Genomic DNA, 21,142 nt, shown 5'->3' with positions numbered 1-21,142 from the left:
GTTTTCCGGAACACCGTCATGAAACTCGTCATTGGAGACAAGAACTACTCGTCGTGGTCGATGCGCCCGTGGCTGCTGCTCGCGCATTTCGGCATCCCGTTCGACGAGATCGCGATCGAGCTGCGCCACGATGACACGGCCGCGCGCATCCGCGAGTATTCGCCGTCCGGCAAGGTGCCGTGCCTGATCGACGACCACGGCGTCGCGATCTGGGATTCGCTCGCGATCGCCGAGACGCTCGCCGAACGCTATCCGCAGTTTCCGATGTGGCCGGCCGATCCGCTCGAGCGCGCGCATGCGCGCTGCGTCGCGGCCGAGATGCATTCGGGCTTCGCGGCGCTGCGCACGCAGATGGGCATGAACGTGCGCGCGTCGATGCCGGGGCGCGGCGCGACCCCCGACGCGCTCGCCGATGTCGCGCGCATCGATGCGCTGTGGAGCGCGTGTCTCGAGGCGTCGGGCGGGCCGTTCCTGTTCGGCGAATTCGGCATTGCCGATGCGATGTATGCGCCCGTCGTGATGCGCTTCAATACGTACGCGCCCGGCCTGTCGCCGGAAGCGGCAGGCTATGCGGCGCGCGTGACGGCGCTGCCGGCCGTGCAGCGCTGGATCGATGCCGCGCGCCGCGAAACGAACGTGATCGCCGAATACGAGCCTCAGCCATGAACATCTACGCAGTAGGCGGCGCCATCCGCGACGAACTGCTCGGCGTGCCCGTGCAGGACCGCGACTACGTGGTGGTGGGCGCGACCCCCGAGCAGATGGCCGCGCAGGGGTTCCGGCCGGTCGGCAAGGATTTCCCGGTATTCCTGCATCCGCGCACGCAGGAGGAGTACGCGCTCGCGCGCACCGAGCGCAAGACGGCGGCCGGCTATCACGGCTTCCAGTTCCATTACGCGCCGGACGTGACGCTCGACGAGGATCTCGCGCGGCGTGACCTGACGATCAACGCGATGGCGCGCGAGGTGAGCCCGGAGGGCGAGCTCGTCGGGCCCGTGATCGATCCGTTCGACGGTCAGGCCGACCTGCGCGCGCGCGTGTTCCGGCACGTGAGCGACGCGTTCGTCGAGGATCCGGTGCGGATCCTGCGGATCGCGCGCTTCGCCGCGCGGTTCGCGGATTTCACGGTCGCGGACGAAACGCTCGCGCTGATGCGGCGGATGGTCGAGGCGGGCGAGGTCGACGCGCTCGTGCCCGAGCGCGTGTGGCAGGAAATCGCGCGCGGGCTGATGGAGGCGAAGCCGTCGCGGATGTTCGCGGTGCTGCGCGAGTGCGGCGCGCTCGCGCGCATCCTGCCCGAAGTCGATGCGTTGTGGGGCGTGCCGCAGCGCGCCGACTACCACCCGGAAGTCGACACGGGCGTGCACGTGATGATGGTCGTCGACTATGCGGCGAAGCAGGGTTATTCGCTGCCGGTGCGCTTCGCGGCGCTCACGCACGATCTCGGCAAGGCGACGACGCCCGCCGACGTGCTGCCGCGCCACGTCGGCCACGAGGGGCGCAGCGTCGACCTGCTCAAGCCGTTGTGCGAGCGGCTGCGCGTGCCGAACGAATGCCGCGATCTCGCGCTGGTCGTCGCGCGCGAGCACGGCAACCTGCATCGCGTGATGGAGATGGGCGCGGCCGCGCTGGTGCGGCTGTTCGAGCGCAGCGACGCGCTGCGCAAGCCGGCGCGGTTCGCCGAGATGCTGCAGGCGTGCGAATCGGATGCGCGCGGGCGGCTCGGGCTCGACACCCAGCCGTATCCGCAGGCCGAGCGGCTGCGCGTTGCGCTCGCGGCCGCGCGCAGCGTCGACGCCGGCGCAATCGCGCGCGGCATCGGCAACGATACGGAGAAGATCAAGGACGCCGTGCATCGCGCACGGATCGAGGCCGTCGCGCACGCGCTCGAGATCGGCGAATAGGGCCGGCGAATAGGGCCGGCGAATAGGGTCGGCGAATAGGGGCGGCGAATAGGGGCGGCGAATAGGGGCGGCGAATAGGGGCGGCGAATAGGGGCGGCGAATAGGGTCGGCGAATAGGGGCGGCGAATAGGGTCGGCGAATAGGGGCGGCGAATAGGGCCGGCGGGAAGGGCGCGCGCCTTGCGTCTGCCTCCCCGGCAACCGTTACGACTTCTTCTTGCGCGCCGGCTTCGCGGCCGCCGGGCGTTTGCCGGCGGATGCGCGCGGCTTGGCCACGGCCTTCTTTTCCTTTCCCGCCGCGCCGGCGTCGCGCTCGCGTTCCGCCCGCTTGGGCGCCGGCCCACGGCGGCTCACGCGCGGCTCGCCCGGCGTCGCACTTGCGGCGGGCGCCGGCTTACCGACGTCCATCGTCGCCGACACGAACCCGGCGCCACGGTCGTCGAACAGCGGCAGCGTGCCGACCGCGATCACCTCGGCCGGCCCGTCGCCCACGTTGGCGACCCGATGCCGCTTGCGCGCGTCGAAGTGCAGCGAGTCGCCGGGCGACAGCGGGTAATCCTTCTTGCCGACCGTGTAGCAGATCCGGCCGGCCAGCACGTACACGAATTCGTCGCCGCCGTGCGCGACCCATTCCGAGCGGTAGCCTTCCATCATCTGCACCTTGAGCGCGTTGATCTGGCTGCCGTCGAACGTGGTGGAGAGGCGTTCGTACCACTGCGACCTGGCGTCGAGCGCGTACGGCTTGCGGCGACCCTCGTACGAATCGGGCTGGGCCTGACGCGGCTGGTCGATCAGCGCGCCGAGCGGCACGCCGAGTGCCTTCGCGACGTTGACGAGCGACGACAGCGAGATGCCCGTGAGGTGGCGCTCGACCTGGGACAGGAACCCGACCGACAGCTTCGCCTCGGTCGCGACTTCCAGCAGCGTCTTCTTCGCTTCCCGGCGCAGGCGGCGAATGCGCTGGCCGATACGCATGATGTCTGAATCCATGAATCTCTTTCGTGACAACGAGTCGGGAGGCGAGCGGACGGGCGGTGCAGTCGCCGGACGGTGATTTCCGCGCCTCGCACGAAGCACGGCCGTCGGGACGGCGATGCCGGCGCATTGTACCGCGCCGTGTCGCCGGGCGAATTCATGTGGCGTTGTGCCGGGATGCGCAGGCGCCGCGCCGATTTTAGCCCTACGAAAATTTTAGCTTGACCTCAATTTCGGCGTGCTCTAGATTCTGTTGCGCGTATCAAAAAAAGTTAAGTGGGACGAAAATTTTTTCAAGGACTGCTGCCGGAACGGCACGGCGGTCCGGCGCCGTGCCGCGCCGGGCCGAACGTCCACCTGCAGCGGCGCCGTGCCGCATCAGGCCTGCCTCGGGCCTGCACCCCGCCGCGTCACCGCCGGCCGCCGACAACAATGCATAACGGGCTTCCGATGATCGATCGACTGAAATACAGCTTCTCCGGCCTTCCCCCGTACGACGCATCCGTCGTCGACACGCAGGCGGGCCTGTCGCGCCTGCTCGATGCGGCGCGGCTCGACGCGGTGCTGGTCACGTCGCAGGACGAATACGTGACCGAGTACCTGCCGCTCGCCAACAATCCGCGCTATGCGGTGTCGGGTTTCGACGGCTCGGCCGGCTGCGGGATCTTCCTGAGCGCGGCGACCGCGCAGGCACTCGATCTGCCCCCGTTCGTGCTGTTCGTCGACGGCCGCTATCACCTGCAGGCCGAGCAGCAGTGCGATCCGGCGCGCGTGCGCATCGAGAAGCTCGGGATGAACGTGACGATCTGGCAGGCGATGGCCGACTGGCTGGTCGCGCACGGCAGCCGGCTCGCGCGGGTCGGCTACGACGCGCGGCGGGTCAGCGTCGCGCAGCGCGATCGTCTGTTCGAACAGACGCAGGCCGCGTCGCTCGACTGGACGAGCCTCGTCGACCGGGAGATCGATCGCGCGATCGCGCTGCCGGGCTGGGGCGTCGAGCGGCCGATCTTCGAAGTGCCGGAATCGGCGACCGGCCTGAGCGTTGCGCAGAACCTCGACACGCTGAACCGCCGGCTCGCCGCGCATACCGGCGCGCCGGACGGCAAGACCGCGTTCTTCACCTGCGCGTCGGACGATCTCGCGTACCTGCTGAACAGCCGCGGCTATCACATCCCGAATGCGTCGTCGCACCTCGGCTTCCTGTTCGCGGTCGGCGGCCAGGTGGCGTTGTTCCTGCCGGAAGGCTGCGACCGCTGCGAGGTCACGCTCGCGTCGTATCCGGCGCTGCACGTGATCCGGCGCGATGTCGCGGCGCTCGAGCGCTTTCTCGCGCAGTTCGACGTCGAGCACGTGTGCTACGGCTTCGAGTCGGTGAACTGCGCGCTCGTCGACGCGGTGAAGCGGGTGTGGCCGCACGCGCGGCAGGCCGACTTCAACCCGGTCGAGGCGATGCGGGCCAGCAAGACGCCGGCGGTGCTCGACCAGTTCCGCGACGCGTTCGCGCGCAGCTCCGCGGCGATCGCCGAGACGATGCGCTGGGCGAAGGCCGGCGAGCCGGGCGCGCGCCATACCGAATACGACCTGGCGCGCACGATCAACGACGCGTACGGCGCACGCTCGGCGGTGGCGCTGACGTTTCCGTCGATCGCGGCGAACGGCGCGAACAGCGCGTTCGCGCATTACACGGCGGCGAGCGCCGACGTCGAGCTGACGGAAGGCGAACTCGTGCTGCTCGACAGCGGCGCGTACTACGAAGCCGGCTTCGCGACGGACTGCACCCGTGTGGTGCTGCGCCGGACCCGGCCGGAAACGGTCGCGCAGCCGTGGCAGCGCGAGATCTACACGGTCGCGCTGAAGGCCTGCATCAAGGGGCTCGTCACGCGCTTTCCGAGCACCGCGACGGGCGGCGACGTCGATGCGCTCGTGCGGCAGGTGTGCCGCGACCACGGCCACGATTTCGGCCACGGCACCGGGCACGGCGTCGGGATCCACGTGCACGAGGGCGGCGTGCGGTTCGCGCCGGGCGCCAAGTACGGGCTCGTGCCGAATGCGGTGATCTCGGTCGAGCCGGGCATCTATGTGCCGGGCAAGGGCGGCGTGCGGATCGAGAACATCGTGATCATCCACCGGGACGACGCGCAGCCGGACACCGTCACGTTCGAGAACATCGTGACGGTCGGCTACGACTGGGACCTGATCGATCTCGACCTGCTGGACGACGACGAGCGCGCGTACCTGCGCGACTACGAGCGGCTGTGCGTGGAGCGCGGCACGCAGGTCACCGCGTGTCCGCTGCTGTAGGCACGGCCGCCCGCGCCGGTCAGTTCAGCAGGCGTGCCCGCACGAACGGCGCGATCCGCTCGGCGAGCCACGCGTGCGTGCGCGTGGTCGGGTGCAGCGTGTCCCAGAACACGAAGCGCGCCGGGTCGCGGCAGTCCGCGCGCGGCGTCTGCGCGCCCAGGTAGGTGAGCGACGACGGTTTCGGGATGTCGAGGCACGAACGCTTCGCATCGTCGAAGCCATACTGGGCCGGGTGGCTCAGCAGGTCGTCGAACAACGCATACGCATCGAACACCTCGAGCCGCAACGTCGCGCCGTAGCGGGCGCGCAGCGCGGCGGCCGCGTCCGCGAGGCGCTGGTTGTAGTCCTTCACCTGCGCGGCGACGCTCGCGGTGTCGGTGCGGGTCGCGAACACCGGCGCGCGCGACACGTCCGGCAGCGTGACGAGCATGATCCGCGTCGCGCCGGCCGCGGCGAGCCGCTCGAGGCTGTCGCGCACCGCATTCGCCGCCTGTTCGGGCGAGCGCCCGTAGTTCACCAGGTCGTTGCCGCCCGCGAACACCGCGAACAGCGTGTTGGCGGGCCGGTACTCCGGCGCGCGATCCATGTATTCGCGCCACGAATCGATCTGCTGCACGAGGCCCGGCACGACGAGGTACTGGTCGGTCGCCGCGCCGCCGATCGCCCAGTTGTAGAACGGCAGCCGCAACGCGTTCGCGAGATATTCGGCCCACACCGGGCCGTTGCTGAAGCGCCCCGCCTGCCAGCTCGTGCCGTTCGGCAGCTTCCACTGGCTCGCGTTGAACATGTTCTGCGTGTCGGACAGGCTGTCGCCGAACACGATCAGCTTGTTGACGCGCGCGTCCTGCTGCGCGGCGTCGATGGTCCACACCGTGTAGTTGAACGACAGCGCGTTGTTCGCCGCGACCGCCTGCACGAGGTCGGTCTTGATGCCTTTCGCGGCCAGCGTCTTGCGGCACACGTCGGCGAGCGTGTCCTGCGGCGTCGTGCTGTAGAACATGTTCTTCCACTGCGTGATGCCGTCCGCCCACCAGTAGCCGGACACGCGATACCAGTCGCCGCCGGCCGGGTTGCGCGCCCATTCGTAGGTCGCGGCCGGCTTCAGCGGGTCCGCGTCGATCCGGTACCAGCAGCGCAGGTACGTGTAGGTGTCGGAGCCGCGGCGGGACGCGCGCGGCGTGGCGCCTGGCGGGCTCGATGCGGACGGCGGCACGACGTCGGGGCCGGCCGGCGACAGCGACATGTCGCCCGTCGGCGTGGCCAGCGGCGCGGGGCCGGCGGCCTGTGCGACGGGGAGCGTCAAGGCGGCGCCCAGCGTGGCGACAGCGGACACGGCGGCGACGCGGGATGAAAACGGAATGCGGAAATATGGCATGCGGCCCTCTTCTGATTGTTGTGACGGGACGGCGCGCGGCTGCGCGACCGTGTATCGGAAGGGACCGTGGGTGCCGGGCTCGGGCCCGGTCTGTCGAAACGTGGCGTGCCGCGAACGGCGGGGGAGTACGGTGGCGGCGCGGCCGCCGATCAGTCAGTCAGTGCTTCAGCGCGTGAGGGCCGACACACGGCCGTCGGCGCCGTAGATGCCGGCCGGCGCGGGCGCCGAGCGCAGTACCGCGAGCGCGCGCTCGTTGTAGTCCATCCGGATCCGGATCAGCATCCCGTTGTTCGCATTGGCCTGGCGCGCGCGTTCGGCGGACTGCTGCAGCAACTGCCAGCGGCCGGCGAGGCGGGCATCGCGCTCGGCGGCCTGGTCCATCCCCTTCTTGCCGGCCGGAAAGCCGAGTGCGGAAAGCTGGGTGTCGCGCGTGCGTTCGAGCTGCGCGAGCCGGTCGATCAGCTCGCTTTTCTTCTCGACGATCCCGGGCAGCATCTCGAGCGGCTGCGCCGTCGTCAGCGCCTTTTCCTCGTACGCAAGCAGGGACGCGAACGCTTCGACCGTCGCGTGTTCGTCGTTGACCGTGGCCAGCAGCTCTTCTCTCATCGCGTCATGCTCGTCGCGCCGGCGCGGGTAGCGCCGGCAAACCGGGGGGCGGGCCTCGCGAGGCCCGCTTCAGTTGCCCGGGCGCTGCTGCTGCAGCAGCTCTCGGGCGGTATTCAATACGCCGTCGGCGATCTTGTTCGCGTCGATCGTCAGCGTGCCGTTGTTCAGCGCGTCCTTGATCGACTGGACCAGGCCCGTGTCGATATCGCCGTTGCCGGACGCGGATACCGAGCGCAACTGGCCGGACAGACCCGACAGGTTCACGCTCCGGTCGCCGCCGGTCGACCCCGCATCGGCCGCCTGCGCGGACGAAGACGAGGCCGTGCCGGATTGCGCACGGGTCGCGCCGTTGCCGGTCGGCGCCAGGGGGCTCGGGTTCGGAGTGGAATCGATCTTCACGATGGGTTTCCTGTTCGGTTTGACCCAGATAACGGCCGGGTCGGCCCGAACTTTAGCATCGCGAGCCCGAAATGCCCCGAATAAACAATTCTTTACATTCTTGCCGTGAGATCCGTCCCTATAGCGGAATTTCCACGGTGCCGGCGTCCTTGACGATCGCCGTGACGATCTGGCCCGCCGCCATCCGCACCCGCACCGACTGGCCGGGCGCCGCATTCGCCAGCGCGCTGCCCTCGGCCGAAATCGTGAAACCGGGCCCGGCCGCGACCACCCGCACCGTCTGGCCGGCCGACACCGACGCCGCGCTCTTCAGCAGGTCCTGCCGCAACGGCAGCCCGGCCGAAATGCGCGCGAGCGCGGTCGCGCCGATCGGCTGCGCCGGATCGGTGATCACCGCGAGCGGCAGCACCGTCAGATCGCCGTCGCGGGCGACCAGGTCGGCCGCGGAAAGCGGCTCGCCGGGCGCGATCTGGCGCGCGGCGACGTAGTAGGTGGCCTGCACGGTGACTTTCGCCTGCAGGTAGACGGTCCACGGCCGCTCACCCGCGCAGCGCACGCCGACCGTCGTGCGGCCCCACAGGCGCGCGCCGGTCGGCATGAACGGCTCGAGCGTCGTGCACGCGGCGAGCCCGCGCGGAAACGCGGTCGTGACCGTCGTGGTGGTCTTGCCGGGCAGGCCCGCGACCTGCTGCTGCAGGAACGCGAGGGCCGTGCGGCGGATCGACTCGGGATCCTGCTGGCCGGGCGGTGTCGCGGGCTGGGCCGCGGTGGCGGCATTGGCCGCCGGGGTGGGGTTCGCGGAAACCGGGACGGCGCGCGGCGCCGGTGCGGCGGACGCGGCGCGAGCCGCCGCCAGGCGCGCGGTCATCGCCGGCTGCGGGGCCGGCCGTACGGGATTCGATGCGGGCTCGGCCGTGCCGGCGACGACCGTCGCGATCGCGTTCGGATCGGCGGCGCGCGGCGCGCCATATCCGGTTCCGGCATTCATGCGGGCGGCTGCATAGACAGGGCGCGGCGCCGGGGCTGGCGCAGGAGCCTGCGCCGGGACGGTCGTCACGACCATCATGCCAGCCGGTTGCGCCGCGTAGCCGGCGCCGGACGCGCCGCCGGCGGCACCCGCACCCGCGCCGCTCGCGGCACGACCCGTGTCCGGCGCCAGGCCCGAACCCGGCGCCGTCGCCGCATTCGCGCCGTTCGCCGCATTCCCGCCGTTCGCCGCATTCCCGCCGAACTGCCCGCCGCTCGCCGCATTGGCGTGCGCGAGCGCGGTTTCGGCCGTCTCGCCGCGCCCCGGAATCACGATCATCGCGTCGTCCGCGTGCGCGGCCGGGGCGGCGATCCACAGCGCCGCGGCGAGCGCAAACGCACGCCGGACGTGCGTGAGCCGCCCGTTCCTTCCGCGAAGTTCGCTGCCAGTCATCGCCGTATCCCCGATCCGTTGCTCCGCTTCGCATTCTAGGGAGCGGGGCGGTCGCGCAAACGATGAATAGAGGGGGCCTTTGCCGCGTTATTCGCCCGATTGCCGGTTGCGTCCGACGCCTACCATCGCTGTCATGGAAAAAAGCCTCTCGAGTCGCCATCCGGCGCGAGGGGCGTGCAGCGCTTCATACGGAGAGACGCACACATGCTGGACAAACTCGATGCGGAATTCGCGTTCGGCCGACAGGCGCTGGACGTGCGCGCCTACCGGCAGGAACTGCTGTCGTCGAACATCGCGAACTCCGACACGCCCGGCTACCAGGCCCGCGACGTCGATTTCGCGTCGACGCTCGCACGCTCGCTGAAGCAGGCGGGCGGCGGCCTCGCGCCGAGCAACGCGGCGCAACTGCCGATGGCGCAGCCGGCCGGCGTGACGAACGGGATGTCGATGGTGTCGACGGCGGCGGGCCACATGGCCGGCTCCGCGAAGCTGATCCCGACGGGCGGCCCGTCGGACGACTACGGCCGTGCGCAGTACCGGATGCCGCTGCAGCCGGCGCTCGACGGCAACACGGTCGATCTCGACGTCGAGCGCGTGCAGTTCGCGAACAACGCGCTGCACTACCAGACCGGGATGACCGTGATGACCCAGCAGATCAAGGCGATGATCGCCGCGATCACGTCGAACCAGTGATGGCGCGCACCGCCGCCGAATCCGAGCAAAAGGAGCTTCCATGCCTTCGTTGATGAACATCTTCGGCGTCGCCGGCTCGGCGCTGTCCGCGCAGTCGCAGCGCCTGAACGTCACCGCGTCGAACCTCGCGAACGCCGACAGCGCGACCGGCCCCGACGGCAAGCCGTACAAGGCCAAGCAGGTCGTGTTCGCGACCGACCCGATCGGCGGCGCGCGCACCGCGTCCGGCCAGGGCGTGGGCGGCGTGCGCGTGACGAAGGTGATGGACGACCCGTCGCCGATGAAGTCGACCTACGACCCGTCGAACCCGGCCGCCGATTCGAACGGCTACGTGCAGATGCCGAACGTCGATCCGGTGCAGGAGATGGTGAACATGATCTCGGCATCGCGCTCGTACCAGGCCAACGTCGAGACGCTGAACACCGCGAAGACGCTGATGCTCAAGACGCTGACGATCGGCTCGTAAGCCGCGCCGACCGACCTTACCGACCCGACAGTTCCGACAGTTCCGACAGAAGGCCACCCAGGATGACTTCCTCCAACACGACGATCGGCAGCAACGGCACCAACGTGTCGAACCTGCCGACCGACACGATGAACACCAACAAAGTGTCGTCGACCAACGGCACGTCGGCGAGCGACCTGCAGGCGACGTTCCTGAAGCTGCTCGTCACGCAGCTGCAGAACCAGGATCCGACCAGCCCGGTCGACAGCTCGCAGATGACGTCGCAGCTCGCGCAGATCAACACGGTGAGCGGCATCGCGCAGTTGAACACGTCGCTCACGTCGCTGTCTTCGCAGCTCACGGCCGGCCAGCAGACGCAGGCCGCGCTGCTGATCGGCACGAACGTGCTCGCGCCGGGCAACGCGGTCGCGGTGAAGAGCGGCGCGGCGTCGCCGTTCGGCGTGTCGCTCGCGAATTCGGTGTCGAACCTGACGATCACCGTGAAGAACGCGGCGGGCACCGTGGTGAACACGATCAACGCGGGCGCGCAGTCGGCCGGCACCGTGCCGTTCAACTGGACGCCGACCGACGCGGCGGGCAACGCCCTGCCGGACGGCAAGTACACCGTCAGCGCGTCGTACACCGACAGCAACGGTACGCCGCAGCCGGCCACGACGCTCGCGGCGTCGACCGTGCAGAGCGTGATCAAGCAGGCGGACGGCACGGCGGGGCTCGTGCTGTCGAACGGCACGACCGTGGGGCTGACCCAGGTCGCGTCGATTTTCCCGAACACCGCGTCGTCGCCATCCGGCAGCGGCACCACCTCCAACTGATACTGATCGAGCAATCTCGAAACGGAGACCGAAATGGGTTATCAACAGGGTCTGAGCGGCCTCGCGGGTGCATCGAACGCGCTCGACGTGATCGGCAACAACATCGCGAACGCGAACACGGTCGGCTTCAAGTCGAGCACCGCACAGTTCGCCGACATGTATGCGAACTCGGTCGCGACGTCGACCAACACGCAGATCGGTATCGGCACGTCGCTGAACGCGGTGCAGCAGAACTTCGGCCAGGGCACGATCAACACGACGAGCTCGTCGCTCGACGTCGCGATCAACGGCAACGGCTTCTTCCAGATGTCGAACAACGGCGTGACGACCTACTCGCGCGACGGCACGTTCCAGCGCGACAAGAACGGCTTCATCGTCGACTCGCAGGGCCGTAACCTGATGGGCTACGCAGCCAACGGGGGTGGCGTGATCAACACCGCGCAGACCGTGCCGCTGCAGGCGCCGACGACCAACATCGCGCCGACCGCGACGACCAAGATCGCCGCGCAGTTCAACCTGAACTCGCAGGACACGGTGCCGGCCAAGACGCCGTTCAGCGCGACCGACAACACGACCTACAACTACTCGACGTCGATCCAGGTGTACGACTCGCTCGGCGGTTCGCAGGCGGTCAACATGTACTTCGTGAAGTCCGCGGCCGGCACGTGGGAAGCGTACGCGGGCGTGCAGGGCGGCGCCACGTCGGATCTCGGCACGGTCACGTTCGACGCGTCGGGCGCGATCAAGAGCACGACCACGGGCACGCCGCCCGCGCCGACCACGTCGGTCGGCCAGTTCCAGTTCACGGTGCCGAACACCGACGGCTCGGCGACGCCGCAGAGCCTCACGCTCGACCTGACCGGCACGACGCAGTACGGAGGCAAGAACGGCGTGAACAACCTCGCGCAGGACGGCTACGCGAGCGGCACGCTGACGACCTACACGATCGGCGCCGACGGCAAGCTGACCGGCAACTACTCGAACGGCCAGACCGCCGTGCTCGGCCAGATCGCGCTCGCGAACTTCAACAACCCGAACGGGCTGGTGAGCCTCGGCGGCAACCAGTACGCGGAAAGCTCCGCGTCGGGCGTGCCGCAGATCTCGGCGCCGGGCAGCACGAACCACGGCAAGCTGCAGGGCAGCGCGCTGGAAAACTCGAACGTCGACCTCACGTCGCAGCTCGTCAACCTGATCACCGCGCAGCGCAACTACCAGGCGAACGCGCAGACGATCAAGACGCAGCAGGCCGTCGACCAGACGATCATCAACCTGTAAGCGCGGACAACGGGCAGCCATGGACCGACTGATCTACACGGCGATGACGGGTGCGTCGCAGTCGCTCGACCAGCAGGCGGTGGTCGCGAACAACCTCGCGAACGCGTCGACGACGGGCTTTCGCGCGCAGCTCGCGACGTATCGCGCGGTGCCGATGAATTTCGGCGACGGCAGCACGAGCGACCCGACGACGACGCGCACCTACGTGCTCGCGTCGACGCCCGGCGCCGACTACACGCCCGGTCCGATCACGCGCACCGGCAACCCGCTCGACGTCGCCGTGCAGGGCGCGGGCTGGCTGGCGGTGCAGGCGGCCGACGGCAGCGAGGCGTACACGCGCGCCGGCAACCTGCACGTCGACGAGAACGGCCAGCTCGTCAACGCGAGCAACCTGCCGGTGGTCGGCAATGGCGGCCCGATTTCGGTGCCGCCGAACGCGGAAGTGACGATCGGCAAGGACGGCACGATTTCCGCGCTGATGCCGGGCGACCCGCCGACGGCGGTCGCGATCGTCGACCAGATGAAGCTCGTGAACCCCGACCCGGCCACGCTCACGCGCGGCAACGACGGGCTGTTCCGCACCGCCGACGGCAATCCGGCCGACGCCGACCCGAACGTGGTCGTCACGCCGAATTCGCTCGAAGGCAGCAACGTCAACCCGGTGACCGCGATGGTCGCGATGATCGACAACGCGCGCGCGTTCCAGCTTCAGTCGAAGCTGATCCAGACGGCCGACCAGAACGAGCAGACGGCGAACCAGCTGCTCAATTTCAGCTGAGCGCCCGCGCCAGCCTACGCAGGAGAACTGACAAGTGAACCGTTCGCTCTACATTGCCGCCACCGGCATGAATGCGCAGCAAGCGCAGATGGACGTGATTTCGAACAACCTCGCGAACACCAGCACGAACGGCTTCAAGGCGTCGCGCGCGGTGTTCGAGGATCTGCTGTACCAGACCATCCGCCAGCCGGGCGCGAACTCGACGCAGCAGACGGAATTGCCGTCGGGCCTGCAGCTCGGCACCGGCGTGCAGCAGGTCGCGACCGAGCGCCGGTACACGCAGGGCGGCCTCACGCAGACCGGCAACGCGAAGGACGTCGCGATCAACGGCGCCGGCTTCTTCCAGGTGGTGATGCCGGACGGCACGAACGCCTACACACGCGACGGCGCGTTCCAGACCAACGCGCAGGGCCAGCTCGTCACGTCGAGCGGCTACCAGGTCCTGCCGGCGATCACGATCCCGCAGAACGCGACGTCGCTGACCATCGGCAAGGACGGCGTCGTGACGGTCACGCAGGCGGGCTCGACCAATTCGGTGCAGATCGGCTCGCTGCAGGTCGCGACCTTCATCAACCCGGCCGGCCTCGAGGCGCGCGGCGAGAACCTGTTCTCCGAGACGACGTCGTCGGGCGCGCCGAACGTATCGCAACCGGGGCTGAACGGCGCGGGCACGCTCAACCAGAACTACGTCGAAGCGTCGAACGTGAACGTCGTGCAGGAGCTCGTCAACATGATCCAGACGCAGCGTGCCTACGAGATCAACAGCAAGGCCGTGACGACGTCCGACCAGATGCTGCAGACCGTCACGCAGATGAAGAGCTAACCGGAACACCCGCCGTCGCCATGAAGCAGGTTCGCCTCCTCCCGTCAGCCACCGTCCGCGCCGCATGCGCGGTCGCGGTGGCGGCGTTCGCCGCCGGTTGCGCGCAGATTCCGCGCGATCCGATCATCCAGCAGCCGATGACGGCGCAGCCGCCGACGCCGATGTCGATGCAGGCGCCCGGCTCGATCTACAACCCCGGCTACGCGGGGCGGCCGCTCTTCGAGGATCAGCGTCCGCGCAACGTCGGCGACATCCTGACGATCATGATCGCGGAGAACATCAACGCGACTAAGTCGTCGGGCGCGAACACGAACCGGCAGGGCAACACCGACTTCAACGTGCCGACGGCCGGCTTCCTCGGCGGGCTGTTCGCGAAGGCGAACCTGTCGGCGGCCGGCAACAACAAGTTCGCGGCGACCGGCGGCGCCAGCGCGGCGAACACGTTCAACGGCACGATCACGGTGACCGTCACCAACGTGCTGCCGAACGGCAACCTCGTGGTCAGCGGCGAGAAGCAGATGCTGATCAACCAGGGCAACGAATTCGTGCGCTTCTCGGGTGTCGTGAACCCGAACACGATCTCGGGCGCGAACTCCGTCTACTCGACGCAGGTCGCCGACGCGAAGATCGAATACTCGTCGAAGGGCTACATCAACGAAGCCGAGACGATGGGCTGGCTGCAGCGTTTCTTCCTCAACATCGCGCCGTGGTGATGACGATGCAGAAGACGCTTCTCGACCGCCTCTCGGCCCGCGCGCATGCCGCCGCGCGGCTCGCCGTCGCGCTCGTGGCGATGGCCTGCGCATTCGGCGCGGCGCCCGCGCACGCGGAGCGCCTGAAGGATCTCGCGCAGATCCAGGGCGTGCGCGACAACCCGCTGATCGGCTATGGCCTCGTCGTCGGCCTCGACGGCACGGGCGACCAGACGATGCAGACGCCGTTCACCACGCAGACGCTCGCGAACATGCTCGCGAACCTCGGCATCTCGATCAACAACGGGTCGGCCAACGGCGGCGCGTCGCAGCTGAGCAACATGCAGCTGAAGAACGTCGCGGCCGTGATGGTGACCGCCACGCTGCCGCCGTTCGCGCGGCCGGGCGAGGCGCTCGACGTCACCGTGTCGTCGCTCGGCAACGCGAAGAGCCTGCGCGGCGGCACGCTGCTGCTGACGCCGCTGAAAGGCGCGGACGGCCAGGTCTACGCGCTCGCGCAGGGCAACATGGCGGTCGGCGGCGCCGGCGCCAGCGCGAACGGCAGCCGCGTGCAGGTGAACCAGCTCGCGGCCGGCCGGATCGTCGGCGGCGCGATCGTCGAGCGTTCGGTGCCGAACGCGATCGCGCAGATGAACGGCGTGCTGCAGCTGCAACTGAACGACATGGACTACGGCACCGCGCAGCGGATCGTGTCCGCGGTCAACTCGAGCTTCGGCCCGGGCACCGCGACGGCGCTCGACGGCCGCACGATCCAGCTCGCCGCGCCGGCCGATTCGGCGCAGCAGGTCGCGTTCATGGCGCGGCTGCAGAACCTCGACGTCAGCCCGGACAAGGCCGCGGCGAAGGTGATCCTGAACGCGCGCACCGGCTCGATCGTGATGAACCAGATGGTCACGCTGCAGAGCTGCGCAGTCGCGCACGGCAACCTGTCGGTCGTGGTCAACACGCAGCCGGTCGTGTCGCAGCCGGGGCCGTTCTCGAACGGGCAGACGGTGGTGGCGCAGCAGTCGCAGATCCAGCTGAAGCAGGACAACGGCGCGCTGAAAATGGTGACGGCCGGTGCGAATCTCGCCGACGTCGTGAAGGCGCTGAACACGCTCGGCGCGACGCCCGCGGACCTGATGTCGATCCTGCAGGCGATGAAGGCCGCCGGCGCGCTGCGCGCCGACCTGGAGATCATCTAAATGGCAGCCAGTCTCCCGAACGCGAACGACCTCACGCAGCGCTTTGCGCTCGACGTGCAGGGTTTCGACGCCCTGCGCGAGCAGGCGAAGCAATCGCCGCGGGCCGGCGCGAAGGCGGTCGCCGGCCAGTTCGACGCGATGTTCACGCAGATGATGCTCAAGAGCATGCGCGACGCATCGCCCGACGGCGGGCTGTTCGATTCGCATACGTCGAAGATGTACACGTCGATGCTCGACCAGCAGCTCGCGCAGCAGATGTCGACGCGCGGGATCGGCGTGGCCGACGCGCTGATGAAGCAGCTGCTGCGCAATGCGGGGCAGGGCGCGGGCAGCGATTCGGCGGCCGACGTCGGCGCGGCCGGGCTGGGCGCGGCCGGCTTCGGCGCGTCCGGCAACGAAGGTGGCCTCGCCGCGATGAACGCGATGGCGAAGGCCTACGCGAACTCGGCCAACAACGGCGGGCTCGCCGGCACGCGCGGCTATTCGGCCGGCAGCGCGCTGACGCCGCCGCTGAAGGGCGCGAGCGGCGTGCAGGACGCCGACGCGTTCGTCGACCGGCTCGCGGCCCCCGCGCAGGCGGCCAGCGCGTCGACCGGCATCCCGGCGCGCTTCATCGTCGGCCAGGCCGCGCTCGAATCGGGCTGGGGCAAGCGCGAGATCCGCGCGACCGACGGCTCGACGAGCTACAACGTGTTCGGCATCAAGGCGACCAAGGGCTGGACCGGCCGCACGGTGTCGGCGCTGACCACGGAATACGTGAACGGCACGCCGCGCCGCGTGGTCGCGAAATTCCGCGCGTACGATTCGTACGAGCACGCGATGACCGATTACGCGAACCTGCTGAAGAACAACCCGCGCTACTCGGGCGTGCTGAGCGCGAGCCGCAGCGTCGAAGGCTTCGCGCACGGGATGCAGAAGGCCGGCTACGCGACCGACCCGAACTACGCGAAAAAGCTGATCTCGATCATGCAGCAGATCGGCTGACGGCCCCCGTCGGCTCCCGCCTGTTGCACCCTCTGGACCGCGCCCGGCAGCCCGCCGCGCGCGGTTTCAACGTTTGCGCGAAAAAAATCCCCAATTCGATCTAAACTTTCGGTCAGCACTGCCGCTAAGTGTGAGAGACCTGCGACCGGGCCCCCGTTCTGGCCCGGTTTTATTGCGCACCGGTTGCCCGGGCGCCCATGACAAGAATGACCGGCTAGCCATGAATATCGAAACGTCGACGGACCCCAGCCTGGATGCAGGCCACTCCGGGCCCGACTATGCCCGCCGCAATCCGCTGGAAATCGGCGTGCAGCTGCGCAACCTCGTCAATCGCGGCGATTTCCTGACCGTCCAGTACCCGGGCGGCCAGCTCGTCACGCGCCTGCTCGAGGTGGATGTCGGCGCGCGGACGTTTACGTTCGACTGGGGTGCGCTGGCGGAGCAGAACGCCAGCATCCTCGGCGCGTCGCACTGTACGTTCGCGGCCGCGCCGGAGGGCGTGCGCGTCGAATTCTCCACGGGCACGCCGCGCGAGACGCGCTACGAGGGGCTGCCCGCGTTCGTCGCCGATTTCCCCGACGTCCTGATGTGCATCCAGCGCCGCGAATATTTCCGCGTCGATGCGCCGATCGTCGATCCGTTCCTGTGCCGCGGCAAGCTGCCGGACGGCGAAAGCTTCCTGTTCGAGGTGCATAACCTGTCGCTCGGCGGCGTGGGGCTGCGCACGGCCGACGAACGCGTCGAGGCGCTCGAGGTCGGCACGCTGCTGCCCGACGTCGAGCTCGAGCTGACCGGCCACGGCAAGCTGTCGCTCGACCTGCAGCTCGTGTCGCAGCGTTCGACGCAGATGCCGAACGGGTCGCGGCGCTACCAGCTCGGCTTCCGCTACATGTCGCTGCCGGGCAGCGCGGAGAACACGCTGCAGCGGCTGATCACGCAGCTCGAGATGAAGCGCCGCTCGCTCGCGCGGGCCTGACGCGCAAGCGGCGGCCGGCCCCGCCCGGGGCGGCCCGCACGGCGTTTGCGGCACCCTCGGCCGCACGCCTGAACCGGCGACGCGCACGTGCGCGTCGCGCGTGCATTTTTTCCTCAATTTTTTCGATCGGCGGCCGTTATACCGGGAGTCACGCAACCCGGCGGCCGCGACGCGCGGCCGGCTCATCAGGATCGCGCATGTCCAACACACTCATGAACCTCGGCGTCAGCGGCCTGAATGCCGCGCTCTGGGGCCTCACGACGACCAGCAACAACATCAGCAACGCGGCGACGCCCGGCTATTCGGTCCAGCGGCCCGTGTATGCGGAAGCGAGCAGCCAATACTCGGGCAGCGGTTACATGCCGCAAGGCGTGAACACCGTCACCGTGCAGCGGCAGTACAGCCAGTACCTGAGCGACCAGCTGAACACCGCGCAGACGCAGGGCGGCGCGCTGTCGACGTGGTACACGCTCGTCGCGCAACTGAACAATTACATCGGCAGCCCGACGGCGGGGGTCTCGACCGGGATCACGAACTACTTCACCGGGCTGCAGAACGTCGCGAACAACGCGTCCGACCCGTCGGTGCGGCAGACCGCGATCAGCAACGCGCAGACGCTGGCCAACCAGCTCAACGCGGCCGGCCAGCAGTACGACGCGCTGCGCCAGAGCGTGAACACGCAGCTCACCAGCACCGTGTCGCAGATCAACACGTACACCGCGCAGATCGCGCAGCTGAACCAGCAGATCGCGGCGGCGAGCAGCCAGGGGCAGCCGCCGAACCAGCTGCTGGACCAGCGCGACCTCGCGGTGTCGAACCTGTCGGGCCTGGCCGGTATCCAGGTCGTGCGCAACGACAGCGGTTACAGCGTGTTCATGTCGGGTGGCCAACCGCTCGTCGTCGCCGATAAGAGCTACCAGCTGGCGGCCGTCACGTCGCCGTCGGATCCGAGCGAACTGACCGTCGTGTCGCAGGGGATCGCCGGCGCGAAGCCGCAGGGGCCGAACCAGCCGTTGCCCGATTCGTCGCTGTCGGGCGGCACGCTCGGCGGCCTGCTCGCGTTCCGCAGCCAGACGCTCGACCCCGCCCAGGCCCAGCTCGGCGCGATCGCGACCAGCTTCGCCGCGCAGGTCAACGCGCAGAACGCGCTCGGCATCGACCTGTCGGGCAACAAGGGCGGCAACCTGTTCTCGACACCGTCGCCGACCGTGTACGCGAACCAGGGCAATACCGGCAACGCGTCGCTGTCCGTGTCGTTCGCGAACGCGTCGCAGCCGACGACGAGCGACTACACGCTGTCCTTCGACGGCGCGAACTACACGCTGACCGACCGCGCGAGCGGCGCGGTGGTCGACCAGAAGGCGGGGCCGATGCCGGTTTCGCTCGGCGGGCTGAATTTCTCGGTCCCGTCGGGCTCGATGAGTGCCGGTGACAAGTTCACCGTGCTGCCGACGCGCGGCGCGCTGAACGGCTTCGGCCTTGCCACGACGAGCGCGTTGGCGATCGCGGCAGCCTCGCCGGCCGTCACGTCGGCGGCGAGCACCAACACCGGCACGGGCAAGATCACGCTGGGCGGCGTCACCGCGGGCTATCAAGTGCCGACGACCAAGCTGACCTATGACGCGACGGCGAAGACGCTGACGGGTTTCCCGGTCGGCACCACGGTGACGATCGGCACCACGCCGCCGACGTCGGTCACGATCAACAACCCGACGGACACCGTCCCGTACGACCCGGCAGCCGGCGCGACGATGACGATGTCGGGAACGGCCGCGGGCGCACTCAACGGCGTGAGCGTCACGCTGTCCGGCGCACCGGCGACCGGCGACTCGTTCACGATCGGGCCGTATGCGGGCGGCACCAGCGACGGCTCCAACGCGCTCGCGCTGTCGAAGCTGGTCAACTCGAAGGCGTTCGGCAACGGCACGACGACGCTCACGGGCGCGTATGCGAGCTACGTGAACGGCATCGGCAACACGACGACCCAGCTGAAATCGTCGAGCGCCGCGCAGACCGGGCTGATCGGCCAGATCACCCAGGCGCAGCAGTCGGTGTCGGGCGTGAACACGAACGAGGAAGCGGCCAACCTGATGCAGTACCAGCAGTTCTACCAGGCGAACGCGAAGGTGATCCAGACGGCGGCGACGCTGTTCCAGACCGTGCTCGGCCTGTTCAATTGACCGGATTCGAAGGATAGAAGCGATGCGGATTTCCAGCGCCCAGTTCTTCCAGCTGAACGTTTCACAAATGAACGATCAGCAGACCCAGCTTGCGCAGCTGTATCAGCAGATCTCGAGCGGTGTGAGCCTGCAGACGGCGGCGGACAATCCGGCCGGCGCGGCGCAGGCCGTGCAGCTGTCGATGACGTCGGCGACGCTGTCGCAGTACGCGACCAACCAGAACGCGGCGCTCGCGTCACTGCAGGCCGAGGACCAGACGCTGCAGAACGTGAGCACCGTGCTGACGAACACGCAGTCGCTGCTCGTGCGCGCCGGCGACGGTTCGATGTCCGACAGCGACCGCTCGGCACTCGCCACGCAGCTGCAGGGTTACCGCGACCAGTTGATGACGCTCGCGAATACCAACGACGGCGCGGGCAACTACCTGTTCGCCGGCACGAAGAATTCGGCGGCGCCGTTTTCGACGACGGCGAGCGGCAGCGTCACCTATGTCGGCGACACCGGCACGCGCCAGGTGCAGATCGCCGATTCGAGCACCGTGTCGCAGGGCGACACGGGCGCGGCCGTCTTCATGTCGGTGCCGGCGATCGGCAGCTCGCCGGTGCCGTCGGCCGGCGCGGGCAACACGGGCACCGGCACGATCGGCGCGGTCACGGTGACGAACCCGTCGATCGCGACGAACGGCCATCAGTTCTCGATCAAATTTGGCGGCACGGCCGCTGCGCCGACCTACACCGTGACCGACAACTCGGTCAGCCCGCCCACCACCACGCCGGCGCAGGCTTATTCGTCGGGCTCGGCGATCTCGCTCGGCGGCGGAATGACGGTGGCGGTGTCGGGCACGCCGGCCGCCGGCGACACGTTTGCCGTTGCGCCGGCGCCGCAGGCGAGCGGTGGTTCGGACGTGTTCTCGACGCTCGACGCGATGATCGCGGCGCTGAAGACGCCCGTGACGGGCAACGCGGTGGCGGGCGCGGCGCTGAAGAACGCGCTGATGACGGGCTCGACCAAGCTGGGCAACACGATGCGCAACGTCACGACGATCCAGGCGTCGGTCGGTGGCCGCGAGCAGGAAGTCAAGGCGATGCAGGCCGTCAACCAGACCGCGTCGCTGCAGGTCACCAGCAACCTGTCCGACCTGACGAGCACCAACATGGTGACCACGATCAGCCAGTTCCTGCAGATGCAGAACGCGCTGACGGGCTCGCAGAAGGCGTACGCGCAGTTGCAGAACCTGTCGCTGTTCCAGTACATCAACCCCTGATGTCAGCCGCGCCGG

20 protein-coding genes are annotated in these 21,142 nt (G+C 68.9%); 15 read left to right on the top strand and 5 right to left on the bottom strand.

Going from position 1 to position 21,142, the window contains the following annotated elements:
* The first annotated feature begins 18 nt into the window (after window positions 1–18).
* The gene (locus QZM35_RS31355) at window positions 19–666 is read left to right on the top strand and encodes a glutathione S-transferase family protein (RefSeq protein ID WP_089441217.1); all 648 of its coding nucleotides are present in this window, start codon (window positions 19–21) and stop codon (window positions 664–666) included.
* Window positions 663–1,904, top strand: coding sequence for a multifunctional CCA addition/repair protein (locus QZM35_RS31350; RefSeq protein WP_089426524.1), 1,242 nt, complete (start codon window positions 663–665; stop codon window positions 1,902–1,904). Before QZM35_RS31355 ends, QZM35_RS31350 begins: the two co-directional genes overlap by 4 nt.
* 203 nt (window positions 1,905–2,107) lie before the next feature.
* On the opposite strand, the gene QZM35_RS31345 is transcribed toward QZM35_RS31350, so the two are convergent.
* Window positions 2,108–2,893 (bottom strand): helix-turn-helix domain-containing protein, encoded by a 786-nt coding sequence (locus tag QZM35_RS31345; RefSeq protein WP_089431822.1) that lies wholly within the window; start codon window positions 2,891–2,893, stop codon window positions 2,108–2,110.
* A gap of 435 nt (window positions 2,894–3,328) precedes the next feature.
* Here QZM35_RS31345 and QZM35_RS31340 point away from each other — a divergent pair, with 435 nt between their 5' ends.
* Window positions 3,329–5,179, top strand: coding sequence for a M24 family metallopeptidase (locus tag QZM35_RS31340; protein ID WP_301777442.1), 1,851 nt, complete (start codon window positions 3,329–3,331; stop codon window positions 5,177–5,179).
* 19 nt (window positions 5,180–5,198) lie between these two features.
* Here QZM35_RS31340 and QZM35_RS31335 read toward each other — a convergent pair whose 3' ends face one another.
* From QZM35_RS31335 to flgA, 4 genes are all read right to left on the bottom strand, one after another.
* A complete protein-coding gene (locus QZM35_RS31335) occupies window positions 5,199–6,554 on the bottom strand; it encodes an SGNH/GDSL hydrolase family protein (RefSeq protein ID WP_301777441.1) in 1,356 nt (451 codons plus the stop codon).
* 165 nt (window positions 6,555–6,719) lie between these two features.
* Window positions 6,720–7,160 (bottom strand): flagella synthesis protein FlgN, encoded by a 441-nt coding sequence (locus QZM35_RS31330; protein ID WP_089426520.1) that lies wholly within the window; start codon window positions 7,158–7,160, stop codon window positions 6,720–6,722.
* A 69-nt stretch (window positions 7,161–7,229) separates the two neighbouring features.
* On the bottom strand, window positions 7,230–7,559 hold the full coding sequence (gene flgM, locus QZM35_RS31325) for a flagellar biosynthesis anti-sigma factor FlgM (RefSeq protein ID WP_089426519.1): 330 nt from the start codon (window positions 7,557–7,559) through the stop codon (window positions 7,230–7,232).
* A 118-nt stretch (window positions 7,560–7,677) separates the two neighbouring features.
* Window positions 7,678–8,979, bottom strand: a complete 1,302-nt coding sequence (gene flgA, locus QZM35_RS31320; RefSeq protein WP_301777440.1) for a flagellar basal body P-ring formation chaperone FlgA — start codon at window positions 8,977–8,979, stop codon at window positions 7,678–7,680.
* A gap of 204 nt (window positions 8,980–9,183) precedes the next feature.
* Between flgA and flgB the strand changes: the two genes are divergently transcribed.
* The 12 genes from flgB to flgL all read left to right on the top strand — a co-directional run bounded on the left by flgB (window position 9,184) and on the right by flgL (window position 21,127).
* The gene (flgB, locus tag QZM35_RS31315; protein ID WP_301777439.1) at window positions 9,184–9,672 is read left to right on the top strand and encodes a flagellar basal body rod protein FlgB; all 489 of its coding nucleotides are present in this window, start codon (window positions 9,184–9,186) and stop codon (window positions 9,670–9,672) included.
* 40 nt (window positions 9,673–9,712) lie between these two features.
* Window positions 9,713–10,138 (top strand): flagellar basal body rod protein FlgC, encoded by a 426-nt coding sequence (gene flgC / locus QZM35_RS31310; RefSeq protein WP_011353470.1) that lies wholly within the window; start codon window positions 9,713–9,715, stop codon window positions 10,136–10,138.
* 62 nt (window positions 10,139–10,200) lie between these two features.
* Window positions 10,201–10,950, top strand: coding sequence for a flagellar hook assembly protein FlgD (locus tag QZM35_RS31305; protein WP_089431817.1), 750 nt, complete (start codon window positions 10,201–10,203; stop codon window positions 10,948–10,950).
* Between the two features lie 33 nt (window positions 10,951–10,983).
* Entirely contained in the window at window positions 10,984–12,225 is a 1,242-nt protein-coding gene (flgE, locus tag QZM35_RS31300) for a flagellar hook protein FlgE (protein ID WP_089426516.1), read from the top strand.
* A 19-nt stretch (window positions 12,226–12,244) separates the two neighbouring features.
* Window positions 12,245–13,003 (top strand): flagellar basal-body rod protein FlgF, encoded by a 759-nt coding sequence (gene flgF, locus QZM35_RS31295; protein WP_089426515.1) that lies wholly within the window; start codon window positions 12,245–12,247, stop codon window positions 13,001–13,003.
* A gap of 34 nt (window positions 13,004–13,037) precedes the next feature.
* Window positions 13,038–13,826, top strand: coding sequence for a flagellar basal-body rod protein FlgG (gene flgG, locus QZM35_RS31290; RefSeq protein ID WP_089426514.1), 789 nt, complete (start codon window positions 13,038–13,040; stop codon window positions 13,824–13,826).
* A gap of 20 nt (window positions 13,827–13,846) precedes the next feature.
* Window positions 13,847–14,539: a flagellar basal body L-ring protein FlgH gene (gene flgH, locus QZM35_RS31285; protein WP_069249068.1), complete on the top strand. Its 693-nt coding sequence runs from the start codon at window positions 13,847–13,849 to the stop codon at window positions 14,537–14,539.
* A gap of 5 nt (window positions 14,540–14,544) precedes the next feature.
* Window positions 14,545–15,723 carry a flagellar basal body P-ring protein FlgI gene (locus QZM35_RS31280; RefSeq protein WP_089426671.1) on the top strand — a complete coding sequence of 393 codons (1,179 nt, stop codon included), beginning with the start codon at window positions 14,545–14,547 and terminating at the stop codon, window positions 15,721–15,723.
* A complete protein-coding gene (flgJ, locus tag QZM35_RS31275; protein ID WP_089431815.1) occupies window positions 15,724–16,707 on the top strand; it encodes a flagellar assembly peptidoglycan hydrolase FlgJ in 984 nt (327 codons plus the stop codon). It begins immediately after the preceding gene.
* A gap of 220 nt (window positions 16,708–16,927) precedes the next feature.
* Window positions 16,928–17,683 carry a flagellar brake protein gene (locus QZM35_RS31270; protein WP_089431814.1) on the top strand — a complete coding sequence of 252 codons (756 nt, stop codon included), beginning with the start codon at window positions 16,928–16,930 and terminating at the stop codon, window positions 17,681–17,683.
* Window positions 17,684–17,880: 197 nt separating this feature from the next.
* On the top strand, window positions 17,881–19,863 hold the full coding sequence (gene flgK, locus QZM35_RS31265) for a flagellar hook-associated protein FlgK (protein ID WP_089426511.1): 1,983 nt from the start codon (window positions 17,881–17,883) through the stop codon (window positions 19,861–19,863).
* 22 nt (window positions 19,864–19,885) lie between these two features.
* Window positions 19,886–21,127, top strand: a complete 1,242-nt coding sequence (gene flgL, locus QZM35_RS31260; protein WP_089426510.1) for a flagellar hook-associated protein FlgL — start codon at window positions 19,886–19,888, stop codon at window positions 21,125–21,127.
* Window positions 21,128–21,142: the final 15 nt, after the last annotated feature.

The sequence above is a fragment of the Burkholderia sp. AU45274 genome (assembly GCF_030482505.1).
GTDB lineage: Bacteria > Pseudomonadota > Gammaproteobacteria > Burkholderiales > Burkholderiaceae > Burkholderia.
Note: the sequence above shows the minus strand (reverse complement) of the source record. Positions and strands in the feature narration are given on the sequence as shown.

Coding starts and splice junctions, on each gene's coding strand:
- QZM35_RS31355 (WP_089441217.1), top strand. CDS start 19: ATGAAACTCGTCATTGGAGACAAGAACTACTCGTCGTGGTCGATGCGC.
- QZM35_RS31350 (WP_089426524.1), top strand. CDS start 663: ATGAACATCTACGCAGTAGGCGGCGCCATCCGCGACGAACTGCTCGGC.
- QZM35_RS31345 (WP_089431822.1), bottom strand. CDS start 2,893: ATGGATTCAGACATCATGCGTATCGGCCAGCGCATTCGCCGCCTGCGC.
- QZM35_RS31340 (WP_301777442.1), top strand. CDS start 3,329: ATGATCGATCGACTGAAATACAGCTTCTCCGGCCTTCCCCCGTACGAC.
- QZM35_RS31335 (WP_301777441.1), bottom strand. CDS start 6,554: ATGCCATATTTCCGCATTCCGTTTTCATCCCGCGTCGCCGCCGTGTCC.
- QZM35_RS31330 (WP_089426520.1), bottom strand. CDS start 7,160: ATGAGAGAAGAGCTGCTGGCCACGGTCAACGACGAACACGCGACGGTC.
- flgA (WP_301777440.1), bottom strand. CDS start 8,979: ATGACTGGCAGCGAACTTCGCGGAAGGAACGGGCGGCTCACGCACGTC.
- flgB (WP_301777439.1), top strand. CDS start 9,184: ATGCTGGACAAACTCGATGCGGAATTCGCGTTCGGCCGACAGGCGCTG.
- flgC (WP_011353470.1), top strand. CDS start 9,713: ATGCCTTCGTTGATGAACATCTTCGGCGTCGCCGGCTCGGCGCTGTCC.
- QZM35_RS31305 (WP_089431817.1), top strand. CDS start 10,201: ATGACTTCCTCCAACACGACGATCGGCAGCAACGGCACCAACGTGTCG.
- flgE (WP_089426516.1), top strand. CDS start 10,984: ATGGGTTATCAACAGGGTCTGAGCGGCCTCGCGGGTGCATCGAACGCG.
- flgF (WP_089426515.1), top strand. CDS start 12,245: ATGGACCGACTGATCTACACGGCGATGACGGGTGCGTCGCAGTCGCTC.
- flgH (WP_069249068.1), top strand. CDS start 13,847: ATGAAGCAGGTTCGCCTCCTCCCGTCAGCCACCGTCCGCGCCGCATGC.
- QZM35_RS31280 (WP_089426671.1), top strand. CDS start 14,545: ATGCAGAAGACGCTTCTCGACCGCCTCTCGGCCCGCGCGCATGCCGCC.
- flgJ (WP_089431815.1), top strand. CDS start 15,724: ATGGCAGCCAGTCTCCCGAACGCGAACGACCTCACGCAGCGCTTTGCG.
- QZM35_RS31270 (WP_089431814.1), top strand. CDS start 16,928: ATGAATATCGAAACGTCGACGGACCCCAGCCTGGATGCAGGCCACTCC.
- flgK (WP_089426511.1), top strand. CDS start 17,881: ATGTCCAACACACTCATGAACCTCGGCGTCAGCGGCCTGAATGCCGCG.
- flgL (WP_089426510.1), top strand. CDS start 19,886: ATGCGGATTTCCAGCGCCCAGTTCTTCCAGCTGAACGTTTCACAAATG.